Origin of the sequence: Sorangium sp. So ce887 (assembly GCF_051521455.1) — a bacterium.
Taxonomy (GTDB): domain Bacteria; phylum Myxococcota_A; class Polyangia; order Polyangiales; family Polyangiaceae; genus Sorangium.
In genome coordinates, this window is record NZ_CP150354.1 from 6,869,409 (window position 1) to 6,886,874 (window position 17,466).

Consider the following 17,466-nt stretch of genomic DNA (forward strand, 5'->3'; position numbering starts at 1 on the left):
CCGCTCACCCCGGCCGCCACGGCTCCGGGTCGACCGCCACCATCCGGAGCTCGCTCGTGTAGGCGCGCCCTTCGGCGTCCACGAGCCAGGTCTCGTCGAGGCTCGGCAGCATCTCGGAGATCGAGACCGCCGACGCCTTGCGGACCAGCTTGGCGAAGCTCTCCACGTAGACGGAGCTCTCCAGGTCCACATAACAGGGCTTCGGCTCTTCAGGGACCTTCACGAACACGAACCGCGGCAGGCCGCGGCTCATCGCGAAGCGGCGCGCCCCGACGAAGCGCTGGATCGGGTCTTCCGCGAGCGCGAAGCCGAGCTCGCCGGCCGCGCAGCGCCATGTCTCCCGGGCGACGACGAGGTGATCGATCGTGATCCGCGGCGTGTGCGGCGCGGGGCTCACGAGGCCGAAGTGCGCCATGCTGTCGAGGAGCAGGTAGCCCTCGAGAAACGCGATGATGTCGAAGCGGTGACGGCCCTCGAGATCTCGCACGACGAGCTGCCCCTCCTCGGTCTCCTCGACGACGAGCGAGCCCGCCTCGAGGACCTGCGCCCGCGGCCGCCGGGATCGCGTGCTCCCGACCTCCAGCTCGAGGTCGTGGCGCGACACGAGCGCCTGATACACGCGCGTCGCCTGCTCCTTCGGCTCCACCTGCGCGACGCGGACCCTCGGGAGGTCCACCTCGAGGGCGCGAAACAGCGCTTCCGGGCGAGGGTGCTGGTCGATGAAGACCGGCACCGAGAACGTGTTCCACCCGGCGTGGACCTCCCCGAGCACGAGGAGGTACTCGCCCCGGCGGATCGCGTCGAGCCCCCGCGCGGCGAGGAGCACATCCGGAGAGTGGAACCGCGCGCCCGGCCAACCCGGGTGCGGAGCTGCGAACACGTCACCGACCGCCCGCTCGAGCTCCGCGGCGCGCCGCTCGACACGCCGCTCGCCCGGCGCGACGCGGAGGAGCCGCGCCCAGCGCGCGCGGAGCTCGTCGACCACCTCCCGCACCGTCGCCGTGCCCTCCGCCTGATGGCTCGCCAGGTGAGGCTCGATGCGGCGGAAGAGCTCGAGGTACCCGACCGCGGTCCCGGTCGCCTGCGGAAGGAGCTCGCGGTACGCGCGGCGAACGATGTCGCGATAGCGCTGCGCGACCGCGTGCGTGTACCAGCGGGCGCTCTGGAGAATGAGCGAGAGCGGAGGGCCGAGCCGGTCGAGGAGCTCCGGCCCGAGGGAGAGCTCGACGTCCCGCCGGCAGTCCTCGTACACGAGCGTCCGGCCCGCATAGGCCTGGCCGGCCCGCCGGACGCCTTCCGTGGCGGTGAGGCGGGCGAAGCTCGCTTCCAGCGCCCCCATGGCCTCGTCGAGCGCCGCCGCGTCGCCGGCCGCGGCGGCGATCCCGGACCGGCCCCGCTCCATCTCATCGAGCGCCGACAGCGCCTCGGCGCGCAGCGCCGGCTCGTCCACGCGCTCGATGAGGCGCCGGAGGGTCCGCTCAGGATGGGGGTCGCCCGGAGGGAGCTCGAGCGTCCAGACGAGGAGGTGCTTGCCGGCGAGCGCCGAGAGGAGCTCGTAGACCTCCTCGTGCCCGGAGAGCTCGAGCTCCGGCTCGCCGCAGAGCTCCTCCGCGATGGCCCTGGCGCTCGTCTCGCCGTCGCAGGCGCCGAGGAGCCGCGCGAGCGCGGCGGGCAGCTCGGTGCGGCGGCCGATCGGGTAGAACAGGGTCGTCCCATCGACGCGCACCGTCGGCATCCGGCGCGGGGCGAGGTGGGGGCGCAGCGCCGGGTCCTCGGCGAGGCGGCCGGCCAGCGCGTCGATGCCCCAGTGCTCGAAATAGACCTGCCGCGTGGCCAGGAGCCCGCGCCCAGGTGCGAGCGAGACCGCCGCGCCTGCCCCGAAGCGACCCCACCCGACCGGGCCGAAGAAGCCGATCGAGTCGTTCTTCGCCGCGTAGCGCTGGAGGTAGCTCGCCACGAGCGCCTCGTTCTGCCGCGTCTTGAAGTCGGTCGCGCCGTCGGACTGCCGGAGGAGCGAGTCGACCCCCGTCCGAAGCGCGCGGCGGTTCTGCCACACGAGCGCCTCCCGGAAGCGCGGGCTCCGCGCCGCGGCCCGCAGCGCCGCGCCGGCGCGGAGGTTCGCCGGGCGCCATTGCGCCGAGAGCTCGGCGCTCGCGGCGTCGACGCCGGCGCTGGCCAGCCGGAGGGCGTGGAGCGCCGCCTTCTGCTCGTCGCCTCCGAAATCCTCCGGGATGGCGCCAGCCGCGAGCTGCTTGAGCGCGCGCACGATCGGCTTGCGCGCCTTGCCGTCGGCGAGCAGGAGCGCTCGCTCGCACGCCTCCCGCGCTCGCGCCCGCGCCGCCTCGCGCGACGCTTCTCGATCGATCTGCCTGTCCGCCGCCCGCGCGGCTTCCGGGATCGACAGCTCGAGCAGCTCGGAGGCGGCGAAGCCCGCGCCGCGCAGGCAGACCCAGCGCCAGAGCGCCCAGCCGCCCGCGATCGGGACGCGGTGGTCCTCCGCGTCCTCCGCGTCCTCCTCGCTCACGGCGCCCGCCAGGGCTCGGGGTCCAGCGCCACGATGCGCAGCTCGCTCGTGTAGGCGCGCCCCTCTGCATCGAGGAGCCACGCCTCGTCGATCGCCGGCAGCATCTCCGTGATGTTCACCACCGAGGCGCGCCGCACGAGCTTCGCGAAGATCTCGACGTACACCGGGCTGTCCAGGTCGAGATAGCAAGGCTTCACCTCTTCCGGGACCTTCACGAACAGGAGCCGCGGCAGCCCCGCTCGCTGCGCCCAGCGGCGGGCTCCGAGGAACCGCTCGAGCGGATCGGAGAGCTCGGCAAAGCCGAGATCGGCCGGCGCGAACCGCCACCGCTCGCGCGAGACGACGAGGCCGTCGAGGGAGACGCGGGGAGCGTGCGGGACCGAGGGGAGCAGGCTGAAATGCGCGAGGCTCTCGAGCTTGAGGTAATGCTCGAAGAAGGCGATCGCGTGGAACCGCCGCGCCCCGTCGCGGGTGCGGACGATGAGCTGCCCGCCCGCTTCTTCCACCACGAGCCCGGAGATCGGGACGACGTGGGTCCGCGGGCGCCACGACCGGGTGGCCCCGATCTCGACGTCGATGTCATGCGGGCAGAAGGAGATCTGATCCGCCCGGGTGCTCCGCTGCTTGGGGATCACGGGCGCGATCCGCGGCTCGGGCAGATCGAGCTCGATCGCGGAGAGCAGCGCCGCGGGGTCCCCGTGCTGGTTCAGGAACACGGGGTTCGACGCGGTGTTCTCGCCTGTGTGCAGCTCTCCGAGCACGATCCGGTAGTCGCCGCGCCGCACGGCCTCGGGGCCGGCGGCGGCGATCATCAGGTCGGGCGAGTGATAGCGGGCGCCCGGCCAGCCGGGGTGCGGCGCCGCGAACGCGACCTCGGCCTCGGCTCGAAGCGCGGCCGCCGAGCGCTCGACGCGGCGCTGATCCGGCTCGATCGCGAGCAGCTTCGCCCACCGGGCGCGGAGCTCCGCGATCACCTCGGCGACGATCGGCGAGGGCTCGTACTGGCTCCCGGTGAAGTGCGGCTCCACCGCCTGCCAGAAGCGGAGAAAGTCGATCGGCAGAGGCCCGGACTCGCGGGAGAGCTCCCGGTAGATCCCGCAGAAAAGCGCGTGATAGCGCTCAGCGATCGTGTACGTGTACCAGCGGGCGCTCCTGAGCAGGAGGAGCAGGGGCGGCGCGAGGCGCCTGAGGAGCTCCGGTCCGAGCTCGATGTCGGCGTCTCTCACGCAGTCCTCGAACACAAGCGTGCGGCCGGCATACGCCTCTCCGCCGCGGCGCTTGCCGGCAGCGCCCGTGATGCGCTCGAACGTCTCGTCCAGCTCCGAGAGGCCGCGCTCGAGGCCGATCTCGTCGTCCGGCGTTCGCGCGACCGCATCCCGCCGGCTCTCGAGGTCGGACAGCGCGCCGAGCGCATGCGCGCGGGCGTCGCCGAGCGGCATGCGCTCCAGGATCTCCCGCAGCGTCCGCTCGGGGTGCGCGACGACGGTGGGGATCTCGAGGGTCCAGGTGATGAGCCGCTTCTCGGCGAGCTGCCCGAGCAGATCGAAGACCTCGTCCTCGCCGGAGAGGCCAAGCGAGGGATCGGCGCAGAGCGCCTCGGCGATGGCCTGGGCGGTCCTCTCCCCGTCGCAGGCGGCGAGGATGCGGGCGAAGTCGACGGGGAGCTCCGAGGCACGACCGATGGAGTGATGGAGCGTCGTCCCCTCGAGCCGCACCGTGGGCAGCCTTCGCGGCGCGATGAACCGGCGCAGCTCGGGGCTCTCGGACAGGCGATCCGCGAGCACCTGGATGCCCCACGCCTCGAAGTAGACCGTGCGCTTTGCGAGCAGCGAGCGGCCGGGCCGCAGCGTCAGCGCGGGGCCGTGGTCCGACAACCTGCCCCAGCCGACAGGGCCGAAGAAGCCGATGGTGTCGTTCTTGACGCAGTAGCGCTGGATGTAGCTCGCGACGAGCCGCTCGTGCTCTCGTGTCTTCGAGTCCACCGCGCCCGCCGGCCGCCGGAGCAGCGCGTCGACCGTGCCCCGCACGGCGCCGCGGTTCTGCCAGAGCATCGCCTCGCGGAGGGCCCCCTGCCGCGCGGCCTCGCGCAGCGCCTCCCCCACGCGCCCTGTGCCCACCTCGAAGAGCGCGCGCACCTTCGCGCGCGCCGGCTCGACCGGGGCCTCCGCCCCCCGCAGCTCGGAGAGCGCGGCAGCCACCGCCGGGACGGCGTCGAACGGCTCAGGGAGCTGACCGCCGCGCAGGCGCTTGATCGCGCGCCCGAGCGCCTTCCCGACCCCCACCATGCCCAGCTGGTTGTTCTCTTCGCAGACCCTGAGCGCGTGCGCCCGCGCCGCCGCGAGCTCTGCCTCACGCGCGAGCAGCTCGTCCGCCGCCGCCGCGCACTCCGGCATCGCGAGGCTCAGCACCTGACCTGCGGGAAATCCGGCCCCTCGCACGCACACCCAGCGCCAGAGCGTCCAGCCTTCCGAGAGGAGCGCGAGGTGGTGAGGAACATGCGACGAGAGGCACACCTCGCCTCCCCGGCGTGTCTCCGTGGTCTGATGAGCTTCGAGCAAGTGAACCTCTCCGGGGTCGAAGGAACAGAAAGAAACTCTCTCCTGAGCTCACCGCGAGCGCAGGACGCCGGTCTTCCACCGCGGCGCGCCGATGCCCCGCGGCGCCTCCGATCTCGCCGCTTCCGCCCTGGAAAGCGCGGAAGCGGCGAGAGGAGCCGCGTCAGGCGGCGGGGGCGATCTTGCGCTCGACGACCTCGTCGAGGTCGTCGACGTCGAGTGACAGCGCCTTCGCCTGCACGACCATCGACAGATCCGCCTGCGCGCCCTGGCGCGCCACGCGGACGGTGACTGTCGCGCCGATCCCCGCCTGCTGGAGGACCTCCATCGCCTGCGCCGCGCTCGTGATCTTCACGCCGTGCAGAGCGAGGATCTCGTCGCCAGCCGCGATGCCGGCCTTGGCCGCCGCGCTCAGCTTGTCGACGCTCTGCACGACGGGACAGCCGTTCTGGCCGGTTTCCTTCGAGAGCACGCAGAAGCTGATGGGCCGCGGCTTCGCCGGGGCGGTGGTGGTCTTCGTCTCGTTGTTCTTCGTTTCCATGAATGATCTCCCTTTTTCACCAATCGAGCCAATGTTGCATTACGACGCGCTGCGCAGCGCGGAGGGGCACACCGGGGTGGCCCCGCGCGCTCGCGATGAAATCAGCCGTGATCAGCACGGGGAGGCGGGCACCGACTCCAGCCACCCGTAGGACACGGCCTTGCGGAGGAGCGCCTGGATCTGAGGCGCGCTCTCCTCGTAGAGGTCGAGCACCTCCTGCACGCTCCGGACCTCTGCGAAGGCCGAGAGCACCTCCCACTGGGACTCGCTCACCTCGACGATCTGGTCCGGCGACGCGAGGACCCGCCGCTCGTCGCCGCCGACGAGGAACTTGTCGTAGCGGTCGAAGCGCCGGACCCGCTCGCTCTTGCTCCCTCGCCGGCCGATCGTCAGCACGGGGCCGGCCTTGTCGTCGGAGAGGAGCTTCCTGAGCTCGTTGAAGAGCCGATAGACGTCCTTCACAGGATAGTGGAGCCGCGCGTCGCGCACCGCCATCCTGAGCCGGTCGGCTCCGGTGACCTCGGGGATGAGCCGGCGCTTCACGGCACGGGTGAAGTCGGCTGCAGCCGTGGGGCCGCACTTGCCGAAATAGATGAGGCAATGAGGCTCGAGCGACCCGCCGCCCAGAAACGGCCGGCCGAGGTGAGAGTACTTGTCGTGCGTCAGGCGGTACTCCTCGAAGAGCGCCTCGAGCTTCTCCTGCTCTTCCTCCGTCTTGCTCGGCGCCTTGGGCGCGTGGCAGACGGAGGTGGCGATGTCCTCTTCCGCGTGGACGATCGCCTCGATCCCGAACTTCTCGGCGTCGCGGTGCACCTGCGAGCCGATGTCGAGGATGAAGCTGCCCCAGCCGACCTCGCTGAGGTGCTTGTCGTTCTGCTTCAGGAACTCGATGCTCGACAGCGCCGCCTTGTAGTCCTCGTTCGGGAAGTCGAAGAACCCCATCGCGTGCGTCGCGATCCCTTCGTTGTAGAAGTTCGAGAGCGTCGCGGCGTACTGGGCGACCTTCGTCCCCTTGCTGATCGCGTCGAGGACCTCCTGGTCCATCGACTCCAACCCGAAGGCGGCGTACGTCATTCCCCCGGCGTTGAGCTTCTTGCAGCGCTCGCGGGTGAAGTTCTTTTCAGCGCGCGCCTCGAGCATCCATTTCACGTCGAGCCCCGCTTCTGGCAGGGCCGCCGCCAGCTTGTCCAGCAAGACGGGGGCGACGAGATCCACCGTGAAATCGAAATGGGTACAGCCGTGCTTCCGGTTGAGAACCGCGATGTCCTCCACGATCTTGTGAACCGAGCGCTCCCGGTACGGCGCGGTCGCGCGGCGGCCGTCGGGGACGAAGCCGTAGAAGCAGAACGTACATTTGTCCCAGTAGCAGCCGCGCGCGATCGGCAACGGCAACACGGGCGTGGGCGACCAGTAACGGTCCATCGGCAAGCTGCTGAAATCAGGGGACGGGATCTCGTCGATGTCCTCGATCACGTTGACGTCGGGGACGCCGCCCACCCCCGTCCGGCGATCGTACACGATGAGGTTCGGGGTCGGCGGCACCGGCCGACCCGCGACGACGTGCTCGATCACCGTGCGGAAAGCCACCTCGCCGTCGCTGACCGCGATGGCGTCGGCGTCTCTGAAGAGCGCGAACGAGCCGACCTTGCGGCCCCGGTTGGCGATGGTCGCGACGAGCGGGCCGCCGAGCGCGAGGTAGGTCTCCGGGAAGCGCTGCCGGACGAGCCGAGCGAGGAGCATGCCAAAGAAGAACTGATGCGCATAGGTGATCGAGATGCCGACCACGGACGGCCTGTGCCCACGGAACGTGGCGTCGAGCGCGCGGTTCAGGATGTCGAGGACCACGTTGTCCTCGATCCGCTGGAACTCGTCGATGGCCTCGTACAGCTCGACCGAGCTGTCGAAATTGTGGAGGAGCGACGAGGCCTCGGTGAAGTCCAGGGAGAACGGCGACAGCGTGGCCGAGAGCAGGCCGAAGGCGCTCTTCGCGGCCCGCGCGCCCTCGAAGTAGCTCTCGAAATCGAAGAACCGCTCCTCGTCCCGGAACACGGAGACCGCCCCTTCGATGCGGTCGGGGAGCGTGTCGAGCGACGCGTGCTGCAGCAGCGGAACATAGGAGAGCAGCGCGCGGCCCGCGAGGCGCGGGCTCGCGTCGAGGGTCGAGAAGCGGCGCCTCGCCTGCGACAGGCAGCGGCTCATCGCCTCCTTCGTCATGACGCCGTCGAAGAACGCCATGTTCAGGTCGGCGACCGTGAGGTCCAGCCCGTGACCTCGGAGGTAGCCGACGAGCTGAGAGACGCCGACCGGGGGCTCCGTCGGCGTCGCGATCGGCGAGTGAAGCAGGAATACCTTTTCGTGCATGACCATTGCTCCTTGTTCGATCCCGGTGCCGTGAGCGTTGATGTGCCTCTCGTTCCTCGTCGCTGCTCCCCTCGGAGCTCGATCATCCCAGCAGGGACCACACCTTGTAATCGATGGCCCTGAGGAGGGGGACGCCGATCCATAGATAACCAAGCGTCCTTTGTGAAAGGTAGATTCGCGCTCGTCCCGACATGCCTGAAGGCCAGCCGGGGTTCTCCATCTCCCGCGTGCCCACGACGACGAAGGCGTCGCTCCCGGCGGTCACCGGCGCGATCTCCTCGACCTCGACCTCCAGGGCGCGGTGCGGGTCGCCATGGGCGCGCAGCGCGGCCTTGCTCCCCGGCGCGAGGTCGGCGAGCGGCTCCTCCTCGGAGAGCCAGATCCGCGCGCTGATCCGGCGGAGGTCGTGAATCTCGCACAGCGCGTCCCCGCGCGCGAGCCGCGCGTGCAGGCGCTCTTCGACGTGCCGCCCGATCACCACGCCGTCGATGGGGCTCCGCACCGTGAGGTGCTCGCGGCGCACCTCGAGCCCCGCGAGCTCGGCCTCGAGCTTCCGGACGAGCGCTCCTGCCTCGGCGATGTCCTCCTCGCGGGATCCGCTCCGGAGCGCGTCGAGCTTCCGCTCGGCGAGCACCGCGTCGTCGGCGGCGCGGGTGGCGCCGTGTGCCAGGAGCAGATGTTCCTGCGCGCTGCGCAGCGCGGCGTCGACGAGGAGCGAGGAGCGACTGGCCTCCTTCCGCAGGTGATCCCGCAGCGACAGAGCTCGCCGCGAGCGCTGCTCTGCCAGCGCGATCTCCTCCTGCCGCGGCCCCTCCTCGATCGACCGGGCGCGGAGCCGCGCCTGGGCGAGCTGGATGGCGAGCCGGTCTCGCTCGATGACGAGCGCATCTGCGCGGAGCGTCGCCAGCACCTGGCCCCGCGCGACGAGCTCTCCGTCCCGCACCGCGATGCGCTCGATGATCCCGCCCTCGGCGGCGCGCACCACGGCGCGCTCGCGTGGCTCCACCACCATGCGGCCGTCCACCGAGAGCGGCCAAGGACAGCAGAGCAGCCCAGCGACCGCCGAGCCCAGGGCTGCCATCGCCAGCGTGCGGCGCCGGGTGAAGACCTGCCTCCGCTCCCGGTGGAGGAAGCGTGCAAAGGCGATCGCCGCGGACACGACCTTCGAGCCGAAGAGCTTGTAGCTGTAGAGCACCGCCAGGACGACGCCGACGCCGTGGAGGTACCGCACCGCGAGCGGGAAGAGGAACCCGAAGCAGACGCCGCCGATGAACAGGATGGAATAGACGCCGCTGGCGACCCCGAAGGCGATGAAGATCTTCCGCTCGCGCGGCGTGACCGGCCCTGCTTCCGGGCCGACCCCGAAGAGGGTGCGCCTCAGCAGCCCCCGGATGTACGCGAAGGAGCGCTCGCTCAGATCCGGCATATCAAGGTAATGCGTGAGCGCGAAATAGCCGTCGTAGCCCTTCACGAGCGGGAGCAGGTTCGTGCCGATGACGTAGAGATCGTAGGTGAACCAGACGAGGATCGCCTTGCGAAGGAAGAACGACTCTGCTGCGACGTGATAGCAGATGAGCCAGAGGCACAGCACGGCGAGCTCGACGAGCACCCCGAAGAGATAGACGACGATCTTGTGTCGCCGGTTCGAGAACTGGTGGGCGTTCGTCACGTCGCAGTACGCGCCCGGGATGACCCCGTAGAAGAGCATGAGCCCCATGCTCTCGACCTTTCCGCCGTAATGCTTGCAGGCGAGGCCGTGCCCGAGCTCGTGCAGGAACAGCGTCGAGCTGCCGATAACGAGGGGCGCGAGCAGCACATTCCCCCAGTGAAACGACGACGCCGGGGGCACGCTCACGTCGACGAGCGCCACCGCGGCGCCGACCAGGAGCAGCGCGAGGAAACAGACGCCCCACCCGCTGAAGACGAAGCGCCCGATCAGCCGGTCGAGCCTGCTCAGCAAGCGATCCGGGTTCCAGAGGTGCACCATCCTCATGTGCGACGGCAGCAGCCGGTGGCACCGGAAGAACACCTCCGCGATCGTCGAGAGGACCGCGCGCGCCCGGGTGTTGTTCGGGTTCACCTCGATCACCGCGGCGAGGTACCTGGCCGCCTGGCAGCACCTGCCCGCCTCGAGCTGCCGCAGTCCCGCCCCGAAGAGCGCAGTCTCCTCCGCGGCGAGGCGACGGCCGCCCTCCGACTCTCCCCGACGAAGAGCGAGCCCGCGCCGCCGGAGCTCCCGCAGCACGGCGCGCCGCATGCCGGGCGGGTCCACCTCGTACGAGGTGATGTCGAGCAGCATCTTCCCCGCGAGGAAGACCGTGAACCGCCGGATCCGCTCGACAGGAACCGTGATACCGTGAAGGAGCTCGAGCTCGCCTGCCACCTCGGCGAAGGAGCGCTTGCCGTCGAGGAGCTCCATGATGGCGATCTGGAGATCGCTCATCTCATAGAACGCCGAACGGAGCGGGTCCTGGACCAGCGTGACGGCGCGTACCCCGTCGTCCTGACGGTGATACACGAGGTCGTCGCGGAGCTTGCAGCGGCCGGGCGGCTTCATCAGATAAGGAACCGGAGCCGGATCCACCTGACGGTGCGGCGCAGGGCCAGCCACAGCAGGCTGCTGTCGCCGGTGTTGATCTCGCCGTAGCCCGTCATCTTCCCGAGGAGCCGCCCGTCTGGATTGTCGACCTCCGTCATCACGCGGATCACTTGCTCGCCGTTCCGCTCCTCCACGCTCCTGGAGATGAAGTTCACCGTGCCCCGGAAGGGCATGAGCGGATAGCTCTGGACCTTCACGGCCGTCGGCTGACCGAGCGCCACGACGTCCATCTCCCTTTCGGGGACGAAGATCTCGATGCGTGCTTTTCTGAGGTCCTCCACCTCGCAGAGCGTGTCGCCGGCACGGACGCTCTGCGCCACGTGCTCACGCAGCTTGGGGGTGACGACGATCCCGTCGCTCGGCGCGACGATCGTCAACCGCTCGCGCCTCCTCTCGAGGTCCTGGAGCTCGATCTTGGCGAGCTCGAGCTCCGCGACGGCGGCGTCGACCTCCTCTTGCCTCGATCCTGCGAGGAGCAGGCGCAGCTCCGCCTCGGCCATCGCGAGGTCCTTGCGCTTCACCGCCAGGTCCCGCAGGGCGCTGTCCTTTCGCTCGGCGGTCTCGACCTGCGCGGCGAAGAGGGCCGACCTGCGCTTGGCCTCGGTCTCGGCGAACTGGACGTCGTGCGCCCTCGCGGCGACAGAGGCCCTCGTCTGGTCGATCTCTTCCTGGCGCGGTCCCGCGCGGACCTTCGCGAGATCAGCGCGTCGCCGCTCGATCTCTGCATGGGCGCGCAGGAGGGCGGTGTCGATGTCGTGCGCGTCGAGCCGAGCGAGCACATCGCCGACCCTGACGTGATCTCCCTCGTCGACAAGGATCTCGGCCACGAGCCCCTCGATGTGCGCTCGCACGTCGACACGCCTGAACGGCAGCACGATGCACGGCTCCGTCACGTAAAGCGGATAGGGGATGACGGCGAGCGCGCCGAGGAGGACAGCGGCGAGGCAGAGCGGCAAGAGGCGGCGGGCGGCAGGGCGCGTCCACCAGGGCGCCTTGACCCGGACCCACGCCTCCCCGAGCGCCGGCGGCTCCTCGACGCCTCGTGCCGCGGCTCCGCCCTTCGCCTCGGCGGAGGGCGCAGCATCGGCCGGCTCCGGTGGACTGGCCGCGTCAGGCGACGGCGCCGCGGACGCTGGCTCCTCCTGCGCGGCCGGCGGCGCCGGCCCGGCGGGCAATACGGACGCCGCAGGCTCGTCCGGCGGCGACGTCGCCGGCCGCGCATTGGCGCCTTCGTCCTCCTTGCTCTCGCTGAACGCGCACGGCTCCGCGGCGCCGTCGCCGTGCACGAGCCCGTTCCCCGCCGCGCTCGGACGGCGCTCGGGCATGCCCTCGAGAGCCGCAACGAGCTGTGAACGGAAGGCATCGAAGTCGATGGCCATCCCCGCGGGCGGCTCCATCCGCGCCGCCCGGGCGTGCAGCGCAGGCTGTCGGCCGACGAGGAGCCCGAGGGCGGCGATCTGCTCGATCAGACTGGCCACCTGTTGCCGGGTGACGTCCGGAAAATGCCGACGCGCCCTCGACGTGAGCTGGTCCAGATCGCGCCTGCCGTCCATCTCCTGGGCGACGAGGCAATCCAGCTCGTAGAGCGCGTGCTGCGTGCCAGCGACCGGGTCATAGACCAGGACGACGCTCGGCTCGGAGCCCCGAAAGAACTTCAGATCCGGTCGGAGCGCAGGAACGCCCGGCGGGTGATGCTCAAAATTGGAGACCACAGCCTTCTCTAAGCACCCCAGGCGTCGAGCCTGACAAGGCATTCATTATATGGTGACGATTTCCCTGTGCCAACGTTTTTTGGCATCCAGAAACAACAGCCTGTTCCGATCCCACTCGATCCCACGCGCTCCCACGCGATCCCATCCCGCAAGTCCGCCATGGCGTGCGCGATGCCGTCTTACCCGCATGCACCCCGCGTTCACCCCATGGGCGCCGGGGTTTCGGGGAAGGGGCCCGTCGCCATGGTCAGATTGTCAGTCCAGTGTCAGTCCAGGCAGAACAGGTTGCAGCATCGTGACCATGGCGTTTCGAAGAGCTTCTGGAATCGCCAATTTTACTGGATTCTGGTCACCTTGAAAAAAGGAACAGGACCTGGTGTGACACAGCGCGCGGCGGGTCCGTCTGTGGGACAAACGTCCGGGCAACGCCGGGTGAGCCTGGTGCGCCGCCATGGAGCCGGTTGGCCCCTCCGCAGGAACCGGCTATAGCTCCGCCCCATACGACATGAAAACCATCGGGCTGATCGGGGGCATGAGCTGGGAGTCTTCCCTCTACTACTACCGAATCATCAACGAGGCCGTCAAGCAACGCCTCGGTGGCCTGCACTCCGCGGAGTGCCTGATGTTCTCCGTGGACTTCGCCCCAATTGAGAAGATGCAGGCGCAAGGTCGCTGGCAGGATGCGGGCCAGGTGCTCGCAGACGTAGCGGTGCGGCTAGAACGCGCGGGCGCCGGGTTCCTCGTCCTTTGCACGAACACGATGCACAAAGTCGCCGGGGTCATCGAGGAGCGGACGCGTCTCCCTCTTCTCCATATCGCTGACGCCACAGGCGCAGAGATCCGGCACCGGAGGCTCCGCCGGGTCGGGCTGCTCGGGACCCGCTTTACTATGGAGCAGGACTTTTATCGGCAGCGCTTGACAGAACAGCACGATCTCGACGTGCTAATTCCAAACGAGGCGGAACGGGAGACGATCCACCGGGTCATTTACGACGAACTCTGTCTTGGACAGATCCATCCGTCCTCTCGACAGAAGTATCTCGCGATCATCGAGAACCTTGTCGCTGCGGGCGCCGAAGGGATCATCCTCGGATGCACGGAGATCATGCTCCTCGTCGGGCAGCAGGACGTTCAGGTACCCGTCTTTGACACGACGAAGATCCACGCGGTGGCCGCCGCGGAGCGAGCGCTCGAAGGAGAGCCGGCTCAGCTCACCGTGTAGGAGGGGGCTCGCTCTTCCTGGGGCGCTGTGTCGGCGAGGATGGCACCGACGGCTACCCCCGCCGCCTCCCCGCGGCGCGCCTGCGGCTGACCTCCAGGCCGCGGCCGAGGCTGCGCAGGACGAGCAGGTCCTCGCCGAGGTCGACGTCGACAAGCGCGCGGGCGACCTCCGGGCGGACGCCGGTGAGGATCGGCCTGGAGCCGAGCAGCTGGATCGCGCGCGCCAGCTGCTCCAGGGCGGCGGCGCCGTCCGGATCGAGCGCGTCCGCGCCGGTGACGTCGAGGACCACGTAGGACGCCCGCTGCGCGACGATGGCGGGCAGGAGCCGCTCGCCGAGCTCGCCGGCGCGCTCGGCGTCGAGGCGCCCGATGAGCGGCACGGCGAGCGTGCCCCGGCCGACGTCGAGGATCGGCGCCGACAGCGTGAGGATCTGCCGCCGCTGCTCCTCCACGAGGGCGAGCGAGCGGTTCAGCTGGTCGATGAGCCGGACCTGCTGCTCGATCTGCCCCTCGGCGCGCCGCTGCGCCGTGACGTCGAGCTGCTGGACGAGCACCGCGCGCGCGCCGGTCACGGGATCGGTCGTGGGGCGCGCCTCCACCTGGTGCCACCGCTCGCCGTCGGTCGTGAGGACCCGCAGCTCCCCCGACCAGGGCGCCTCGGCGTCGATCACCCCGCGGACCTTCGCGCCCTCGCCCTCGTCCGGGAACGCCCCGTCGATCTGCGGCGCATCGCCGAAGGCGCGCAGGGCCGCCGGGTTGTGGAAGAGCACCGCCCCTGCGCGGTCGACGAGGCTGACCAGCACGGACGAGTGGCGGACCGCCTCCACGCCGCGCACCATGGAGGCGTCGACGCCGGAGGCCTGCGGGAGCGCCTGAAACAGGATGGCGAGCCGCCCGTCGTCGACGTGGATCGGCTGGCCGTGGAGCGTCACGGTGGCGGGCGTCCCGCGCGGGTAGAGCGTCCAGTCCTCCACGACGGTGCCGCCCTCCGCGAGGACGCGGAGGTAGCCGTCGAGCCGCGCGCGGACGGCCGGTGACAGGTCCGAGAGATCGCGGGAGTACAGCTCGGCGCGATCCAGCGCGCGCCAGAACTGGAGGGCCTTCGCGTTGGCCCAGGGAAAGCGGTGCCGGTCGTGGTCGTAGACCCACGCCGGCAGGATGGACAGCTCGAGGGCCGACAGGCGCTGGTCGAAGGACGTCATGTCGTGGCGACACGTCATACGACGCCCTCGGCCGTCCTGCACGTAGCTTCACTCGTGCGGCTGGTTCACGTACGGGTCGCGCCCCGCCTCCGCATAGCCCGCCACAGACTGGGGGCTCGAGTCGACGGCCAGCTTGCAAGGGCTCCTGAGCGTCACGTTCGAGTTGTAGAACTGCACTGCCTTGATGTCGGGATACCGCTTCAGGGCGTCGACGACGCCGCGCATCCACTCGCCCTTGCGGTTCGGGTCTGCCGGGTCCTCGTGGCTGGAGAACTCGCTCAGGATGTACGGCTTGTCGCCGTGCCAGGCCCTCTGCGCCGGCTCGTGCATCCACGCGTAGTGACTCCCGAACGTCGTCGCGGGATCTTTCCACCCCCCTCCGTTGCACACGTAGAAGTTGTAGGGGTCGTATCCGAGCCAGTCGACGTAGCTGTCTCCAGGGTAGAGGGCGGGGAGCCGGGCGCGCGTGCCGCTCCAGCCCATCGGGGTCCAGACCCACACGACGTTTGTCGCGCCCGCCTCGCGGAACAGGTCGACGACGCGCCGGTACGCGGCGACGTAATCGGCGTCCGGGCCATCTGCGCTGTGCATGTCGATGTTGTCCATCTCGTGATCGAAGGCGATCATGAGCTTGCCGGGCGCGTTCTTGACGCGCTCCGCGGCCGCCCGGATGACGGCGTCCTGCGAGCCGTTCGCGATCTCGGTCCACGTGACGTTCTGGCCCGCCGAGTAGCGGCGCGTCTCCCACGACAGGTGGACGAGATATCCTTCCCTCATCTGCGCCGCCTCGAACCTGTCCGGGAACACGCCGTTATCGGTGGTGCCCCAGTCGTGGTAGCGGTACACGATGTCGAGCTTGCGGCCGGCCTTCTGCTCGAAGTCCTTGATCGCGAGGCCCCAGTCCCAGCCATGGTTCCTCGCCGAGTTGTACCCGCCCCACCAGGCGCCGTTCCTCGGTACGAGCTTGTCCGACACGACGGGCTCGCCGTCCGGCGGCGTGCCGCCGTCCTCGTCCGGGGACGTGACATCGATCCAGACGAGCGACGAGACGAGCGACCCCTGGCCGGCGGTGTTCTGGAAGACGAGCTCGGTCCGCAGCGGGTCGCCGTTCGCCACCGCGAGGCCGCCGAACGGTTCGCTCAGGTTCTGCTGGCTCGCGCTGAGCGCGCGCGCCGGGCCGGAGCCGATCAGGGTATTTCCGTCGTAGAGATTGACGCGCACGGTGCCGGCGCCGCCGCTGATCGCCCACGCCTGGTAGTTGACGACGACCTGGCCCGCGCCGCCCGCCGGGGCGCCCGCGTAGCCGAGCGTCAGCGACGCTGCGGCGGCCCCGGGCGCGCTCCGCGCGAACGTGCCGCCGCCGTCGCTCGCCCCGAACGAGGTGCCGTCGTCGACCAGCCTGAAGATGGGCGCCGTGCCGCCCCCACCCCAGATCATGTCGAGCGCGACGTCGCTCGTCGGCACGAGGCTCACCGCCTGCGCGACGGCGGACGCGTGCTGCTCGGACAGCTCGGCGCCGGCGAGCTCTCCCGAGCCGCAGGCGGCGAGGAGGGCGGACACGGCACACAGGAGGAGTCGTTCATCGAGCAAAGGAAAGCGGGTCCGAGAAGTCATCATGGGAACAGAGAAAGCACACGCGAATCGGAGAGCAAGAGTTTGAGTGAATTTCGCGCCTTCTGCAGCCACGCTGCACGCAAAGGCCTCAGAATGACACCTTGTCATGAATCGAGATCACCGCGCTCCGCCGCGCATCATCACGCGAGTTTCCTGGGTTTCCGCGCAGCGCTTCACGCGACACGCACGCTGGATTGTTAATTAGTGTTATACCCCGGAGAAGAGTTGTAGCGCGGCGCCCGCGGCGCTCCGGGCGTGTGCGGCCGTCTCGTCCGTTGTCCGCTCTTCGCCGCCTGCTGCCTGACGCCCGCTCAGCGGGTGATCTGCCACAGCAGCTCGAGCAGCTCTTCCACCGCGAGCCGCCGGGCTCGCCGGCCTTCCCAGGCCGAGGCGGTCACGACGGCGCTCGCCCGTTTCGCCGTGTCCCTGGCGATCTCCGCCTGCCGGCGCGAGCGCTCCTCGTCCTCGATCTGCTGCTGCCGCGCCCTCGCGGTGCCGCCCGACGCGGCGAAGGCGAGGAGCAGCGGGAGCTCACCCCGGTCGAACCAGGTGCCGTGCTCCCTGCAGATGTCGACGATGATGCCGCTCTTGCCGGCGAAGTTCTTGCGGTTCATCGGCTGGCCGCACGCCGGGCAGCGGATGTAGCGCACGCGGACGTCGACCGGCTCCGGGCGCCGCGGCGGCCTCGGCGCGCTCGTGCCGTAGCTCTCGCGGCTCTCCAGGAGGTCTCGCAGGAGCGCGTGGTCGACGAGCTGGCCGCCGCATCGACCGCAGTCGCGCAGCAGGCCTGTCGCGGCGCGGAACGCCGAGAAGGGCTCGTCGCACTCGGAGCAGCGGAGCGCGTCCGGCTCCGCGATCGGCTCCAGGCCGAGCTCGTGCTCGCAGCCGTCGCAGCGCTCCGCGTCGGGCGGGTTCAGCTGGTAGCAGCCGCCGCAACGCACGGTGGCGAGCGGGCCTGTGCACCCCGGATACGGGCCTGTGCACCCCGGATAACAACGCCCCTCTGCGTCGATCAGGAGGCCGCAGCGCGAGCACGTGCGCATCCCCCGATGGTAGGCGAAGGGCGCGCTCACGAGAAGCGGCGACGCGGGCGGCGCCCTCGATCGGGAGCCGGAGTGGCCGTCGGGTCATCAGGGC

General features: G+C 70.1%; 10 protein-coding genes. 1 reads left to right on the plus strand and 9 read right to left on the minus strand.

Going from position 1 to position 17,466, the window contains the following annotated elements:
• Positions 1-4: 4 nt before the first annotated feature.
• The 6 genes from WMF36_RS25395 to WMF36_RS25420 form a co-directional block, all read right to left on the minus strand.
• Positions 5-2,524 (minus strand): lantibiotic dehydratase, encoded by a 2,520-nt coding sequence (locus WMF36_RS25395; protein ID WP_437573330.1) that lies wholly within the window; start codon positions 2,522-2,524, stop codon positions 5-7.
• Positions 2,521-5,082: a lantibiotic dehydratase gene (locus WMF36_RS25400; RefSeq protein WP_437573331.1), complete on the minus strand. Its 2,562-nt coding sequence runs from the start codon at positions 5,080-5,082 to the stop codon at positions 2,521-2,523. Before WMF36_RS25400 ends, WMF36_RS25395 begins: the two co-directional genes overlap by 4 nt.
• A gap of 160 nt (positions 5,083-5,242) precedes the next feature.
• On the minus strand, positions 5,243-5,620 hold the full coding sequence (locus tag WMF36_RS25405) for a PDZ domain-containing protein (protein WP_437573332.1): 378 nt from the start codon (positions 5,618-5,620) through the stop codon (positions 5,243-5,245).
• A gap of 111 nt (positions 5,621-5,731) precedes the next feature.
• Entirely contained in the window at positions 5,732-7,981 is a 2,250-nt protein-coding gene (locus tag WMF36_RS25410; protein WP_437573333.1) for a B12-binding domain-containing radical SAM protein, read from the minus strand.
• An 82-nt stretch (positions 7,982-8,063) separates the two neighbouring features.
• Positions 8,064-10,538, minus strand: a complete 2,475-nt coding sequence (locus WMF36_RS25415; protein ID WP_437573334.1) for an HlyD family efflux transporter periplasmic adaptor subunit — start codon at positions 10,536-10,538, stop codon at positions 8,064-8,066.
• A complete protein-coding gene (locus tag WMF36_RS25420) occupies positions 10,538-12,292 on the minus strand; it encodes an HlyD family secretion protein (protein WP_437573335.1) in 1,755 nt (584 codons plus the stop codon). Before WMF36_RS25420 ends, WMF36_RS25415 begins: the two co-directional genes overlap by 1 nt.
• Positions 12,293-12,797: 505 nt before the next feature.
• Here WMF36_RS25420 and WMF36_RS25425 point away from each other — a divergent pair.
• Positions 12,798-13,514: an aspartate/glutamate racemase family protein gene (locus WMF36_RS25425; RefSeq protein ID WP_437573336.1), complete on the plus strand. Its 717-nt coding sequence runs from the start codon at positions 12,798-12,800 to the stop codon at positions 13,512-13,514.
• A gap of 52 nt (positions 13,515-13,566) precedes the next feature.
• Here WMF36_RS25425 and WMF36_RS25430 read toward each other — a convergent pair whose 3' ends face one another.
• The 3 genes from WMF36_RS25430 to WMF36_RS25440 form a co-directional block, all read right to left on the minus strand.
• Positions 13,567-14,715, minus strand: coding sequence for a PAS domain-containing protein (locus tag WMF36_RS25430; protein WP_437573337.1), 1,149 nt, complete (start codon positions 14,713-14,715; stop codon positions 13,567-13,569).
• A 48-nt stretch (positions 14,716-14,763) separates the two neighbouring features.
• A complete protein-coding gene (locus WMF36_RS25435; protein WP_437573338.1) occupies positions 14,764-16,332 on the minus strand; it encodes a glycoside hydrolase family 26 protein in 1,569 nt (522 codons plus the stop codon).
• A gap of 308 nt (positions 16,333-16,640) precedes the next feature.
• A complete protein-coding gene (locus tag WMF36_RS25440) occupies positions 16,641-17,372 on the minus strand; it encodes a zf-TFIIB domain-containing protein (RefSeq protein ID WP_437573339.1) in 732 nt (243 codons plus the stop codon).
• Positions 17,373-17,466: the final 94 nt, after the last annotated feature.

What these genes read in the sequence shown, in the direction of transcription:
- WMF36_RS25405 (WP_437573332.1), bottom strand. Translation starts at nt 5,620, where the DNA reads ATGGAAACGAAGAACAACGAGACGAAGACCACCACCGCCCCGGCGAAG.
- WMF36_RS25410 (WP_437573333.1), bottom strand. Translation starts at nt 7,981, where the DNA reads ATGCACGAAAAGGTATTCCTGCTTCACTCGCCGATCGCGACGCCGACG.
- WMF36_RS25415 (WP_437573334.1), bottom strand. Translation starts at nt 10,538, where the DNA reads ATGAAGCCGCCCGGCCGCTGCAAGCTCCGCGACGACCTCGTGTATCAC.
- WMF36_RS25425 (WP_437573336.1), top strand. Translation starts at nt 12,798, where the DNA reads ATGAAAACCATCGGGCTGATCGGGGGCATGAGCTGGGAGTCTTCCCTC.
- WMF36_RS25430 (WP_437573337.1), bottom strand. Translation starts at nt 14,715, where the DNA reads ATGACGTCCTTCGACCAGCGCCTGTCGGCCCTCGAGCTGTCCATCCTG.
- WMF36_RS25435 (WP_437573338.1), bottom strand. Translation starts at nt 16,332, where the DNA reads ATGATGACTTCTCGGACCCGCTTTCCTTTGCTCGATGAACGACTCCTC.
- WMF36_RS25440 (WP_437573339.1), bottom strand. Translation starts at nt 17,372, where the DNA reads ATGCGCACGTGCTCGCGCTGCGGCCTCCTGATCGACGCAGAGGGGCGT.